This is a genomic window from Rathayibacter sp. VKM Ac-2929 (genome assembly GCF_022815495.1).
GTDB lineage: Bacteria > Actinomycetota > Actinomycetes > Actinomycetales > Microbacteriaceae > Rathayibacter > Rathayibacter festucae.
Window position 1 is genome coordinate 890216 of record NZ_JALGRV010000002.1, and the last position, 13036, is coordinate 903251.

Below are 13036 nucleotides of genomic sequence, written 5' to 3' on the forward strand. Positions count from 1 at the left end.
ACGAGAGAGGGCGCCCCCCCGACCCGGGGGCGCCCCCCACCCGTCCTGCGGTTACTCGACCCCGCGGATGGCCGGGTCGTGGAACGTGCCGCCGAAGGCGCGCTCGCTCGCGCCGACGCGGTCGAGGTAGGGCGTCAGGCCGCCCATCTGGAACGGGTAGCCGGCGCCGAGGATGAGGCAGAGGTCGATGTCCTCCGCGGCGTGCACGACGTCGTCGTCCAGCATCCGCTTCACCTCGTCGGCGAGGCCGGTCTCGACGCGCAGCCGCAGCTCCTCGGCGGTCATCGGGTCGGAGCCGCCCTGGACGATGGCGACGGCGCGCTTGTCCACGCCCTTCACCCGGCCCTTGGCGTCGCGCTCGAAGACGTGGCCGAGCTCCGCCAGGCGGTGCAGGTTCGCGCTGTCGTAGAAGCGGTCCGGGAAGGCGGCGTGGTGGGTGTCGAGCACGTGCGCGCCGACCTTGAGTCCGACGAGCTCGAGCAGCTCGAACGGCGTCATCGGCAGGCCGAACGGCTCGAGCGAGGCCTCGACGACCTCGAACGGGGTGCCGGTGTCGACGGCGTGCATCGCCTCGCCGAGCACCTTCGCCAGGACGCGGTTGACCACGAAGCCCGGGGTGTCGCGGGTGATGACGGCGTTCTTCTTCAGCTTCGCCGCCGTGACCATCGCGGTCGACAGCGTCTCGTCGTCGGTCTGCGGCGTGTTCACGACCTCGATCAGCGGCATCACCGCGACCGGGTTGAAGAAGTGGAAGCCGACGAGGCGCTCCGGGTGCTGCAGCCGCTCGCCGATCCGCTCGACCGAGAGCGACGAGGTGTTCGTCGCGAGGACGGCGGTGGGGGACACGTAGCGCTCGATGTCGGCGAAGACCTCCTGCTTGACGGAGAGCTCCTCGAAGACGGCCTCGATGACCCAGTCGGCGTCGGCGAAGTCGGCGCGGTCGGTGGTGCCGGTGACGAGACCACGGAGGCGGTTCGCGTCGTCCGGCGAGAGGCGGCCCTTGGCGAGCAGGGTGTCGATCTCGCCGACGATGCTCGCGACGCCGCGGTCCACCCGCTCCTGGTCGAGGTCGGTGATGACCACCGGCACCTGGAGGCGGCGGACGAAGAGCAGCGCGAACTGCGTGGCCATGAGACCCGCGCCGATGACGCCGACCTTGGTGACCGGCTTGGCGAGGCTCTTGTCCGGCGCGCCGGCGGGGCGCTTGGCCCGCTTCTGCACCAGGTCGAAGGCGTAGATGCTCGCGCGGAACTGATCCCCGGAGACGAGGTCGGCCAGGGCCTCGTCCTCGGCGGCGAAGCCCTCCTCGCGGGTGCTGCTCTTGGCGGCCTTCAGCAGGTCGAGCGCGCGGTAGGGCGACGCGGCGACGGTGCCGATCTTCGACTCGAGCTGCTTGCGGGCGATCGCGATCGCGGCGTCCCACTTGACCAGCCGCTCGATCTTCCCGGGCACGTTCGGCCGCTTGACCTCGACGGTCCCGCCGAGGACGCCGTCGGCCCAGACCAGCGAGTTCTCGAGGAAGCTCGCGGAGGGGAAGATCGCGTCGGCGATGCCGAGGTCGAAGACGTCCTGGCCCTTGAGGGTCCGGTTGTTCTTCAGCGGGTTCTCGACGATCACCTTGAGCGCGTTCTCGATGCCGATCAGGTTCGGCAGCAGCCAGGCGCCGCCCCAGCCGGGGATGATGCCGAGGAAGACCTCGGGCAGCCCGAGCGCGGGGATCGAGGCGTCGACGGTCCGGTAGTCGGCGTTCAGCGCGATCTCGGTGCCGCCGCCGAGCGCGAGCCCGTTGATGAAGACGAACGAGGGAACGCCGAGCTCGGACAGCAGGCCGAGGGTCGTGTGGCCCAGGCGCGCCAGCTGGCGGCCGATCTCGTGGCTCGGGATGCTGCCGACCTTGCTGAGGTCGGCGCCGGCGGCGAGGATGAACGGCTTGCCCGTCACTCCGACCGCCTGGATCTCACCGGCCTTCGCGCGCGCCTGCTGGGCGAGCAGCACGTCGGCCAGCTCGAACAGCCCGGCGGGGCCGAAGGTGCTCGGCCGGGTGTGGTCGCGGTCGTTGTCGAGCGTGATCAGCGCCAGGACGCGGCCGCTGGGGAGCGGGACGTCGCGGACGTAGGAGTGGGTGACGACCTCGCCCTCGGCGAGTTCGACCAGGTCCTCGAATCCTTCGAGCATGGGTCAGCGTCCCTTCCGTCGTGCGCGCTTGCCGTCGAAGTGCGGGTTCTCCCAGATGACCGAGCCGCCCTGGCCGAGACCGACGCACATCGCGGTCAGGCCGTAGCGGACCTCGGGGTGCGCCTCGAACTGGTGGGCGAGCTGGATCATCAGCCGGACGCCCGACGAGGCGAGCGGGTGGCCGATCGCGATCGCGCCGCCGTACTCGTTGACCCGCGGGTCGTCGTCGTCGATGCCGAAGTGGTCGAGGAAGGAGAGCACCTGCACGGCGAACGCCTCGTTGAGCTCGAAGAGGCCGATGTCCTCGATGCCGAGCCCGGCCTTCTTCAGCGCCTTCTCGGTCGAGGGCACCGGACCGATGCCCATGATCTCGGGCTCGACGCCGGCGAAGGCGAAGCTGACCAGGCGCATCTTCTCGGGCAGGCCCAGCTCCTTCGCGGCGTCGGCGCTGGCGAGCAGCGAGACGGCGGCGCCGTCGTTGAGACCGGAGGAGTTGCCGGCGGTGACCCGGCCGTGCGGGCGGAACGGGGTGCGCAGATTCGCCAGCCCCTCGAGCGTGGTCTCGGGGCGGGGCGCCTCGTCGGCGGTGGCGAGGCCCCAGCCGGCAGCGCTGCGGGTGGCGACCGGGACGAGATCGGGCTGGATGTCGCCGTTGCGGTAGGCCTCGGCCAGCTTCTGCTGGCTGCGCAGGGCGTAGTGGTCGGAGCGGCTCTTGGTGAGCTGCGGGAAGCGGTCGTGGATCTTCTCCGCGGTCTTGCCCATGTTGAGGGCCTCCTCGCCGACCAGGCGCTCGGAGAGGAAGCGCGGGTTGGGGTCGGCGTTGAAGCCCATCGGGTGGCGGCCCATGTGCTCGACGCCGCCGGCGATCACGACGTCGTAGGCGCCGAAGGCGATGCCGCCGGCGGTCGTGGTGACCGAGGTCATCGCTCCCGCGCACATCCGGTCGATCGCGTAGCCGGGGACCGAGCGCGGCAGGCCCGCGAGGAGCGCGGCGGTGCGGCCGAGGGTCAGGCCCTGGTCGCCCTGCTGGGTGGTCGCGGCGATGGCGACCTCGTCCACGCGCTCCTTGGGCAGGGCGGTGTTGCGCTCCAGCAGACCGATCATGGCCTTGACGACGAGGTCGTCGGCCCGGGTCTGCCAGTACATGCCCTTCTCACCGGCTCGCCCGAACGGAGTACGGACTCCGTCGACGAACACGACTTCGGATCTCTCGGCCACAGTGCCTCCTGAAAACGGGACGCCCTCTCGGAAACCGGACGTCGTTCCGATCGTAGGAAGGCGGCGACGGGCGCCGGAATCCTTTGCTTCTTCCTACGAAGCGGGTTCCGTGCCCTCGACGGGTGCTTGCCCGGCTTCCACAAACGCGGTGGCGAGCGAGCCGGCGGTCGCGTCGATCTGCCAGGAGCGGGCACCGGCGCGCTCCAGCTCGGCGGCGACGGAGTCCCGGTCGAGCGGCTCCGGCGGGTTCCAGGCGAGGCGGCGGACCAGCTCGGGCGTGAGCAGGTTCTCGACCGGGAGCGAGAGCAGCTCGGCGATCTCGCCGACGACGGCGCGGGCGGCCTTCAGCCTGGCGTCGGCGGCCGGGTTGCGGTCGCCCCAGGCGCGCGGCGGCGGCAGGGTGTCGGCGGCGGGACGGACGGGGCCGGGCAGGTCCTCGGTGCTCTGACCGCGCTCGATCGCGGCCCACCAGCGCTCGACCTCGCCGCGGCTGGCGCGGCCGGTGAAGTCGCGGCGGCCGGAGAGCTGGCCGAGGCTCGTGGGGACGTTGCGCGACACGGCGATGATCGAGGAGTCGGGGATCAGCCGGCCGGGCGCGATGTCGCGCTCGCGGGCGAAGGCGTCGCGGGTCAGCCAGAGCTCGCGGGCGATGGCGAGGGCGCGGGGCCCGCGCAGGGCGTGCATGCCGGAGAGGCGGCGCCACGGCTCGGCCGGGACCGGCTTGGGCTGCCGTGCCAGGGTCGCCTCGAACTCCTCGCGGGCGATCCGGGTCTTGCGGGCCTCGACGAGCATCTCGGCCATCCGGTCGCGCAGGTCGGGCAGCAGCTCGACGTCCTTCGCGGCGTAGACCAGCCAGCTCTGGGGGAGGGGGCGGGTCGACCAGTCGGCGGCCGAGTGCTCCTTGGCGAGGTGGATGCCGAGCAGGTCCTCGACGACGGCGCCGAGACCGACCTTGGGCAGGCCGAGCAGGCGGGCGGCGAGCTCGGTGTCGAAGATGCGCACCGGGTCGAGGCCGACCTCGCGCAGGCAGGCGAGGTCCTGGCTGGCGGCGTGCAGGATCCACTCCTCCTCGCCGATCACGGCCTGGAGGGCGTCCATCCGGCCGATCGCGGGCGGGTCGAAGAGGAACGCTCCGGCGCCGCGGCGGTAGACCTGGATCAGGTACGCGCGCTGCGAGTAGGTGAAGCCGGAGGCGCGCTCGGCGTCGACGGCGACGGGACCCTCGCCGGCGGCGAGGGCGTCGACCGCGGCGAGGAACTCGTCGGGGGTGGAGAGGACACGGTAATCAGTCACGGTTGTTCCGTCGGAAGGCGAGCGAGGTCACACCGTCGCCCGATACGGGCGGGAGGCCCGCGAGCATGCACAACAGCTCCCCCCAGCCTTCCACGTGGGGAGCGAGCTGCGCATCCTCGGGGCTCCAGGAGGCCCGGATCTCGATCTGCGCGCCGTCGCCCTGGGCGGCCAGCTCGCCGAATCCGGTGGAGAGGACCTTGGTCGCGGTGCCGGAGGCGGCGGTGTAGAAGGCGCCGCGGACCTCGAGCGCGTCCATCAGCCAGGACCACGCGACCTCGGCGAGGAAGGGATCGGTGCCGATCTCGATCTCGAGCGGGGCCTGGGCGAAGCAGACGACGCGGAACGGGCCGCCCCACTGCTCCGGCTCCTCGGGGTCGTAGAGCAGGATGAAGCGCCCGGTGCCCAGCTCGGAGTCGCGGCCGTGGGCGCGCGGCGAGACGTCGCCGGAGAGGGCGACGGCGTAGGGCGCGAGCCCGGCCGGCGAGGCGATCTCGGAGACGGTGAGCTCGGAGCGGGTCGTCGCCCGGCGCAGGGAGTCGACCGCGGCGCGGAACTCCTCCGGGAGCTGGGACGGCGCTGGGAATTCGGGCACGCTCGCAGACTAGAGTTCCCGCATGCTCGAAGCCCGCAGGCACGCCGCGGAGAGCGCGCACACCGGTGTCGTCCTCGCCGCGGTCCTCGCGGCCCCCGCCCTCGCCGCTCTGACGGCCCTCGGCGGCGCCGCGCTCGGGACGGCCTTCCTCCGCGGAGTGGTCACTCCGCCCTCCCGGCGCGCTCAGGACGTGCGGGTCCTCGCCGTGCGACCGGAGGTGCACGAGATCGAGCTGTCGGAGTCGGTCGACACCGCGGTCCGCGGCGGCTTCAGCCTCTGGTTCGACCACGGGCGCGGGCACGCGCGGATCGGGCGGCTGCTCGCGACCGGGCGCGGCCGGGTCGTGCGGGAGCTCGGGCAGGTCGATCGCGGGACGCTGCGGCCCGGTGCCCGCGGGCGGCTGAACGGCTGGCTGCTGCTCTCGCCGCGCGAGACCGGGCTGCCCTTCACGGCGGAGGAGGTGCCGACGCAGTTCGGCGCGGCTCCGGCCTGGCTCTTCCCGGCCGAGGAGGACGGCGGCGTCTGGGCGATCCACGTGCACGGCCGCGCGACGACCCGCGAGGAGACGCTGCGCGGGATGGCCGCGTTCCACCGGGCGGGGCTCACCTCGCTGGTCGTCTCGTACCGCAACGACGGCGACGCTCCGGAGAGCCCGGACCGGCGCTACGCGCTGGGGGAGACGGAGTGGCGCGACGTCGACGCCGCGATCCGGTTCGCCGAGCGGCGCGGCGCGCGCCGGGTCGTGCTCGTCGGCTGGTCGATGGGCGGTGCGATCGTGCTGCAGACCGCGCTGCGCTCGAGCCGCCGCGAGCTGATCGCGGGGCTGGTGCTCGACTCGCCGGTGATCGACTGGCGGGTGACCCTGCGGAAGCAGGCGCGGCTGAACCGGATCCCGGCGCCGATCGCGGCGCTCGCGCTCACGGCGATGCAGCGGCCGTGGTCGGCCGCGCTGACCGGGCAGAGCAGTCACGTCCCGCTGGCCGCGATGGATCTGGTCGAGCGGGCCGCCGAGCTGACCGTGCCGGTCCTCCTGCTGCACAGCGTCGACGACGACTTCGTGCCGAGCGGCCCGTCCGAGGCCCTCGCGGCGGCGCGCCCCGATCTGGTGGACCTCGTGCTCTTCCACGGGGCGGGGCACACCCGGCTCTGGAACGACGACCCGGAGCTCTGGGAGTCGTCGGTCGAGCGCTGGGTGGCGGAGCGGGCGCTCAGCCGATCCGGGTCCAGCGCGCGTAGGTGAAGCCGGCGTCGTCCGCGGCGAGCGACGTCAAGGAGTAGGCGTCGTCGATCCGCTGGCCGGTCGCCGCGACGGGGAGGCCCGGCAGCACGACGCGGGGCGCGGTCGTCAGGCAGAGCTCGTCGACGCGGCCGGAGGCGAGGAACTGGCCCGACAGCGAGGCGCCGCCCTCGCAGACCACGCGCTCCAGCCCGAGGGCGCGCAGGGCCGCGAGGATCGCGTCGACGCTCATCCGCCCGCCGGTCGCGGCCACCGGGACCACCTCGACGCCGCGGGGGAGGTCGCCCGGAGCCTCCAGCCCCTCCGGCAGCAGCAAGAGCACGCGGGCGCCCTCCTGCACCTCGAGGCGGTGGCCGGCCAGGTCGCCGGAGGAGGAGACGACGGCGAGCGGCGCGCGCTTGGGCACGCGGTAGCCCTCCGCGCGGACGCTCGCGGCGCCGACGAGGACGACGTCGGCCTGCGCGCGGATGACACCGAGGATCGTCCGGTCGACGCGGTTGGTCAGCGTCTCGCTCGTACCGTCGGAGCCGATGCTCGAGCCGTTGACGCTCGCGATCATGTTGAGGCGCACGCGGACACCGGCGCCGGGGAGGTAGGCCGCCTCGATCGCCGCTCGCGCGCCGTCGTCACCGAGGCGGATCGGCTCGCCGGCGGGGACGAGCGGCTGCAGGATCACGGTGCCGGGCTCTCGCGCGGGACTCAGGCGGCCAGGTGGGCGCGGATCTGGCGCTTGGTGCGGCCGAGCAGCGCGCTCATCCCGCGCAGCCGCAGCGGCGAGACGGCCTCGGACAGGCCGATGGTCTGCGGGAAGTCGTCGGGAACCGCGAGCACCTGCTCCGGCGTCAGACCGTCCAGGCCCTGGGCGAGGATCGAGGCGAAGCCGCGGGTGGTCGGCGCCTCGCGCGGCGCGGTGGCGTGCAGGTGGATCACGTCGCCGTCGAACTCGACCACGATGAAGACCGGCGACTGGCACTCCTCGACCCGCTCGAACAGGTCGGGGTGGTCGCGGTAGCGCTCGGGCAGCTCGGGGAGGTCGTTGGAGAACTCGAGGAGGAGCTGGAGGCGCTCCGGCTTCTCGAGGGCGAGGAACTCGTCGCGGATCTCGCGGAGCGCGGGGCCGAGCAGGTCGGTGGCGGGGGTGTCGGTGGTCATCGCTTCCATTCTTCCCTACGCGGGGACGACGGGGCAGGACGCCGAGGGCCCCGGCACAGGTGTGCACGGGGCCCTCGGGTCACGGTCGGAGCGGGCCGGTCAGCGGGGCGCGGGGGCCTCGCCGGGCTCGGCGCCCTGGACGATCGGGACGCGGACGGCGCTGCCCCACTCGGTCCAGGAGCCGTCGTAGTTCTTGACGCCCTCGAAGCCGAGGAGGTGGGTGAGCACGAACCAGGTGTGCGAGGAGCGCTCGCCGATGCGGCAGTAGGCGATGACGGTGTCGCCGTCGGCGAGGCCGGCGCCGTCGCGGTAGATGCCGTTCAGCTCGTCGAGGGAGCGGAAGGTGCCGTCCTCCGCCGCGGCCTTGCCCCACGGCACATTCTGCGCGCTGGGGATGTGGCCGGCGCGCAGGGCGCCCTCCTCCGGGTAGGCCGGCGCGGTGGTGCGGGCGCCGGAGAACTCCTCGGGGGAGCGGACGTCGATCAGCGGGTTGCCGAAGTGGGCGAGCACGTCCTCCTTGAAGGCGCGGATGTCGCCGTCGCGGCGCTCGACCGCCGGGTACTCGACCGAGGCCGGGCTCGAGGCGTCGGTCGTGGTCGGCCGGCCGTCGGCGATCCACTTGTCGCGGCCGCCGTCGAGCAGGCGGACGTCCTCGTGGCCGAAGAGCGTGAAGACCCAGAGGGCGTAGGCGGCCCACCAGTTGTTCTTGTCGCCGTAGATGACGACGGTGCTGTCACGGGCGATGCCCTTGGCGCCGACGAGCGCGGCGAAAGCGGCGCCGTCGATGTAGTCGCGCTGCACCGGGTCGTTGAGGTCGGTGTGCCAGTCGATCTTGACCGAGCCGGGGATGTGGCCGGTCTCGTAGAGCAGGACGTCCTCGTCGGACTCCACGACCACGAGGCCGGGGGTGCCGAGGCGCTGCTCGAGCCACTCGCCGCTGACGAGCCGTTCGGGGTGCGCGTAGGCGGCGAACTTCGGCGACGGATCGAGTTCAACGGGCAAGGGGGACCTCCAGGATGGTGCGCGGGGCGCAGACGTGGTTCTCGGATGGGCGGCGGTGCGGGCGGGCTACGCTGGAGACCGCCCTCAGCGACAGTACGCGCCCTCGTGCGCGGGTGCACGGACGGCCCCGTAAGAGTTCGACACAGTGCCGCCGGCGTCCGCCGCCGTGCGGCTCGACACAGTACTGCGACCCTGGATGCGAGACCGCGTGACCCCCGACGACGTCCGTTCGACGAGCAGCCTGACCGCGCGCTCGCCGCAGATCAGCGGCCACGAGATCGCCTCGACCCTGGTGCCGCCGCGGCAGTTCGAGGGCGCGACCTTCGAGAGCTACCGGCCGGACCCGGAGTACCCCTCGCAGGCGGAGGCCGTCGAGGCGCTGCGGGCGTTCGCGGCCGGCGGCGGCTCCAAGGGCGGCGGCGGCGGGTTCCTCGGCTTCGGCCGGAGGAAGGCGCCGGCCGTGAAGCCCGGCGTCTACCTCGACGGCGGCTTCGGCGTCGGCAAGACCCACCTGCTCGCGGCGATCTGGCACGCGGTGCCCGGCCGCACCTACTTCGGCACCTTCATCGAGTACACCGCCCTGGTGGGCGCCCTCGGCTACGCGGCGACCGTGTCCCTGCTCAAGGGCTCGGCGCTGCTCTGCATCGACGAGTTCGAGCTGGACGATCCGGGCGACACGATGCTGATGACCCGGCTGCTGGGCGAGCTGGTCGCCTCCGGCACCCGCATCGCGGCGACCTCGAACACCCCGCCGAACGCACTGGGCGAGGGGCGCTTCGCCGCCGCGGACTTCCTCCGCGAGATCCACGCGATGGCCGAGCACTTCCAGACGATGCGGATCGACGGCACCGACTACCGCCGCCGCGACATCGAGGGGCACGCAGTCACCCGCTCGGACAGCGCGATCGACGAGCTCGTCGCCACGGCCCCCTCCGGCGCCGTCGTCACCGACGACTCCTTCCGCGCCGCGGTCGACCACCTCGGCTCGGTGCACCCCTCGCGCTACATCAAGGTGATCGACGGGGTCGACGCCATCGTTCTGCGCGACGTCGCCACCCTCACCGACCAGACGGACGCCCTGCGCCTCGTCGCCTTCATCGACCGCGTGTACGACGCGCAGATCCCGGTGCTGGCCTCCGGCGTCGCGCTCGACGAGGTCTTCGGCGGCGACATGCTCAGCGGCGGCTACCGCAAGAAGTACCTCCGCTCGATGTCGCGCCTGATCGCGCTGACCTCGATGCGCCCGTTCGCCTGACGACGGACCGGCGCCTGACGACGGACCGGCGCCTGACGACGGACCGGCGCCTGACGACGGACCGGCGCGCGGCGTCGGTCCTCCGCGGCATCTCCCCGGCTCGTGCGCGGGGGATCCGCGGCGCGCTGTAACGCACTGTTCACACGGGAGCCGTGCTCGTAACATCCGCGAAACCTCGTGCCGCACGGGTCGTAACGTCGCGCGGCCAGACTGTCGGCTACCCGAGGTGACCCGACACCCCGCGTCCTCCGAGACGCCGTGTCTTCGGGGTCGTGCAGCGACTGCCGGCCCGCATCGGGCTCTGCACTGCCCTCACTCACGACTCCTGCACGACTCTGCTTACTCACGAGAGGTTCAACAATGGATCAAGGCAATACCGCGTTCCTGCTCCTGGCGGCGGCGCTGGTCCTGCTCATGACCCCCGGGCTCGCCTTCTTCTACGGCGGTCTGGTCCGAGCGAAGAGCGTCATCAGCATGATGATGCTGAGCTTCGGCGCGATGGGCCTGATCGGCGTGCTGTGGGTGCTCTACGGCTACGCGATCACCTTCTCCAACGCCGGTGTGGGCGACTTCGTCGGCATCGACGGCGTCCTCGGCATCGACCTCAGCCAGCTCGGCCTCGCCGGTGCCTACGCCGAGGCCCGCGGTGACGTCGAGTCCGCGTACCCGACGCTCGCCTTCGCGGCCTTCCAGGCCACCTTCGCGATCATCACCGTCGCGCTCATCTCCGGTGCGATCGCCGACCGCGCCAAGTTCGGCGCGTGGATGGTCTTCGCCGGCGTCTGGGCGACCATCGTCTACTTCCCGGTCGCCTCGTGGGTGTTCAACTTCGCCCTCGACCCCGAGACCGGCGCCACCTCGGACGGCGGCTGGATCGCCTACAACGTCGGTGCGATCGACTTCGCCGGCGGCACCGCGGTGCACATCAACGCCGGTGCGGCGGCCCTCGCCCTCGCCCTGGTCCTCGGCAAGCGCGTCAACTTCACCAAGGGCGCGCACCAGCCGCACAACCCGCCGTTCGTCCTCCTCGGCGCCGGCCTGCTCTGGTTCGGCTGGTTCGGCTTCAACGCCGGCTCCGAGCTCGCCGCCGACGGCATCGCCGCGATCGCCTTCCTCAACACCATCGCCGCTCCGGCCGCCGCCATCATCGGCTGGCTGATCATCGAGAAGATCAAGGACGGCAAGCCCACCTCGATCGGCGCCGCCTCCGGTGCCGTCGCGGGCCTCGTCGCGATCACCCCGGCCTGCGCCGTGCTCTCGCCCTTCTGGGCGATCGTGCTCGGCCTGATCACCGGTGCCGTCTGCGCCCTGGCGATCGACCTCAAGTACAAGCTCGGCTACGACGACTCGCTCGACGTGGTCGGCGTGCACCTCGTCGGCGGTCTGATCGGAACGCTCTACATCGGCTTCTTCGGCACCGATGTCGGCCTCTTCCTCACCGGCGACGCCAGCCAGCTCGGCAAGCAGGCCCTCGCGGCCTTCACCGTCCTGATCTACTCCTTCGTCCTCACCTACGCGATCGGCTGGGTCATCCAGAAGACGATCGGCTTCCGGGTGAAGAACGAGGACGAGATCGCCGGCATCGACACCGCCATCCACGGCGAGGCGGGCTACGTCCTCGCGGACTAGTCCTCCCGCTGCCTCGTCGCGCTCGCCGCGACACCCCGGTGGAGCCGGCTCTTCGGAGCCGGCTCCTTCCGTTTCCGGGCTAGGGTTTTCAGGTGCCCTCCTCACGCTCCGTCGTGTCCCTGCTCCTCCGCCTGCTCGGCCGCGCGAGCGCCCCGCGCGCCGACGCCGGCGCCCCCGCGCAGCGGCCGTACCTGAGCACCACGGCGCCCACGCCGGGCGCGAACGGCATCGGCCGGACCTCCGAGGTCGACCCGACCCGGCTGCGCGGCGTCCACCTCGGCTACGCGCCGACGCCGGACGGCGATCCCGACCCGGGCGAGGTCGTCTGGACCTGGGTGCCCTACGAGGAGGACGACGGCCGCGGCAAGGACCGCCCTGTCCTCGTCCTCGCGGTCGAGAAGGCCGGCACGGCGCTGGCGATCCGGCTGAGCTCGAAGGAGCACGACGGCTACCTCGCGGTCGGCGCGGGGCCCTGGGATCCGGAGGGGCGGCCGAGCTTCGCGGATCCGGAGCGGGTCTTCCGCGTGCACCCCGCGGGGATGCGGCGCGAGGGCGCGGCGCTCGAGCGCGCGCGGTTCGACGCGGTCGCGCGGGTCGTCTCGGCGCGGTACGGCTGGCGCTGAGCCGGCTCCGACCTCCGGCTGCTCCGCCTAGGCGCTCGGGGCGATGCGCACGAGCTCCGGGTACTTGGCCGTGCGGCCGTCTCCGGAGGACGTGCCGGTGAGCCGGCGGCGCAGCCACGGCGCGACGTGGGTGCGGTAGTACTGCGCGGAGCCTCCGCTCGCGGCGGTCGGCCGCTCGGGCGCCTCCTGGGCGGCGGGCGGGACGGGGAGGCCGAGGGAGGAGAGCACGCGGGCGCTGACGCGGTGATGACCGCGCGGGCCGAGGTGCAGGCGGTCCTCGGACCAGAGCGACGGGTCGGCGAAGGCCGGATCGGTCCAGTTGTCGGCGACGACGATGTCCGGGCGCTGCCGCGTGCGGCGGAGCACGGCCGAGGTGAGGGCGTCGCCTCGGCGCTTGATCAGCCGGCCGAGCGGAAGCCGCGCGGACGGGTCCGGGGCGGAGAGGGCGATCAGGACGACGCCCTCGGCGTCGCAGCGGGCGAGGACCTCGAGGTAGCGGTCCGCGATGCGCTCGATGTCGGCGCGTGGTCTGAGCATGTCGTTGCCGCCGCCGTTGAAGGAGAGGTGGGTCGGCCGCAGGTCGAGCGCGGGCTCGAGCTGCTCGTCGACGATCGGGTCGATGAGACGGCCGCGGATGGCGAGGTTGGCGTACTCGATCGGCTCGCCGAGCGCATCCGCCCAGCTCTGCGCGGTGAGGTCGGCCCAGCCGCGAGCGGTTCCGTCGGGGAGCTCGTCGCCGACGCCCTCCGAGAAGGAGTCGCCGATCGAGACGAAGCGGACGGCGGTCATCGGCGCGGCGATCGGGGCGGGGTTCCGGTGCGGGGCATCGTCGCACTGTAGCCCGGGAAAGCGTGTACCGT

The 13036-nt window shown here is 72.7% G+C and carries 12 protein-coding genes; 4 read left to right on the forward strand and 8 right to left on the reverse strand.

What is annotated here, in order from left to right; genetic code table 11:
- Positions 1-51: 51 nt before the first annotated feature.
- The 4 genes from MT355_RS08695 to MT355_RS08710 form a co-directional block, all read right to left on the reverse strand.
- A complete protein-coding gene (locus MT355_RS08695) occupies positions 52-2175 on the reverse strand; it encodes a 3-hydroxyacyl-CoA dehydrogenase NAD-binding domain-containing protein (protein ID WP_243599194.1) in 2124 nt (707 codons plus the stop codon).
- A gap of 3 nt (positions 2176-2178) precedes the next feature.
- Complete coding sequence (locus tag MT355_RS08700) at positions 2179-3393, reverse strand: thiolase family protein (RefSeq protein ID WP_243599195.1); 1215 nt, start codon at positions 3391-3393, stop codon at positions 2179-2181.
- Positions 3394-3486: 93 nt separating this feature from the next.
- Positions 3487-4686: a ribonuclease D gene (locus MT355_RS08705; RefSeq protein WP_123445864.1), complete on the reverse strand. Its 1200-nt coding sequence runs from the start codon at positions 4684-4686 to the stop codon at positions 3487-3489.
- On the reverse strand, positions 4679-5278 hold the full coding sequence (locus MT355_RS08710; RefSeq protein ID WP_123445865.1) for a DUF3000 domain-containing protein: 600 nt from the start codon (positions 5276-5278) through the stop codon (positions 4679-4681). Before MT355_RS08710 ends, MT355_RS08705 begins: the two co-directional genes overlap by 8 nt.
- A gap of 22 nt (positions 5279-5300) precedes the next feature.
- On the opposite strand from MT355_RS08710, the gene MT355_RS08715 reads away from it, so the two are divergent.
- Positions 5301-6518, forward strand: coding sequence for a S9 family peptidase (locus MT355_RS08715; protein WP_243599196.1), 1218 nt, complete (start codon positions 5301-5303; stop codon positions 6516-6518).
- On the opposite strand, the gene MT355_RS08720 is transcribed toward MT355_RS08715, so the two are convergent.
- From MT355_RS08720 to MT355_RS08730, 3 genes are all read right to left on the reverse strand, one after another.
- A complete protein-coding gene (locus MT355_RS08720) occupies positions 6487-7191 on the reverse strand; it encodes a dihydrofolate reductase family protein (protein ID WP_243599197.1) in 705 nt (234 codons plus the stop codon). The genes MT355_RS08715 and MT355_RS08720 overlap by 32 nt on opposite strands.
- 23 nt (positions 7192-7214) lie before the next feature.
- On the reverse strand, positions 7215-7667 hold the full coding sequence (locus MT355_RS08725; protein WP_123445868.1) for a SufE family protein: 453 nt from the start codon (positions 7665-7667) through the stop codon (positions 7215-7217).
- A gap of 99 nt (positions 7668-7766) precedes the next feature.
- Positions 7767-8669: a sulfurtransferase gene (locus MT355_RS08730; protein ID WP_243599198.1), complete on the reverse strand. Its 903-nt coding sequence runs from the start codon at positions 8667-8669 to the stop codon at positions 7767-7769.
- Positions 8670-8877: 208 nt separating this feature from the next.
- On the opposite strand from MT355_RS08730, the gene zapE reads away from it, so the two are divergent.
- The 3 genes from zapE to MT355_RS08745 all read left to right on the forward strand — a co-directional run bounded on the left by zapE (position 8878) and on the right by MT355_RS08745 (position 12176).
- Positions 8878-9924 (forward strand): cell division protein ZapE, encoded by a 1047-nt coding sequence (gene zapE, locus MT355_RS08735; RefSeq protein WP_243586756.1) that lies wholly within the window; start codon positions 8878-8880, stop codon positions 9922-9924.
- A gap of 360 nt (positions 9925-10284) precedes the next feature.
- Positions 10285-11553 (forward strand): ammonium transporter, encoded by a 1269-nt coding sequence (locus MT355_RS08740; protein ID WP_243599199.1) that lies wholly within the window; start codon positions 10285-10287, stop codon positions 11551-11553.
- Between the two features lie 92 nt (positions 11554-11645).
- Positions 11646-12176: a type II toxin-antitoxin system PemK/MazF family toxin gene (locus MT355_RS08745; protein ID WP_166649619.1), complete on the forward strand. Its 531-nt coding sequence runs from the start codon at positions 11646-11648 to the stop codon at positions 12174-12176.
- 27 nt (positions 12177-12203) lie between these two features.
- On the opposite strand, the gene MT355_RS08750 is transcribed toward MT355_RS08745, so the two are convergent.
- Positions 12204-12965, reverse strand: coding sequence for an SGNH/GDSL hydrolase family protein (locus MT355_RS08750; protein ID WP_243599200.1), 762 nt, complete (start codon positions 12963-12965; stop codon positions 12204-12206).
- Between the last annotated feature and the right edge of the window lie 71 nt (positions 12966-13036).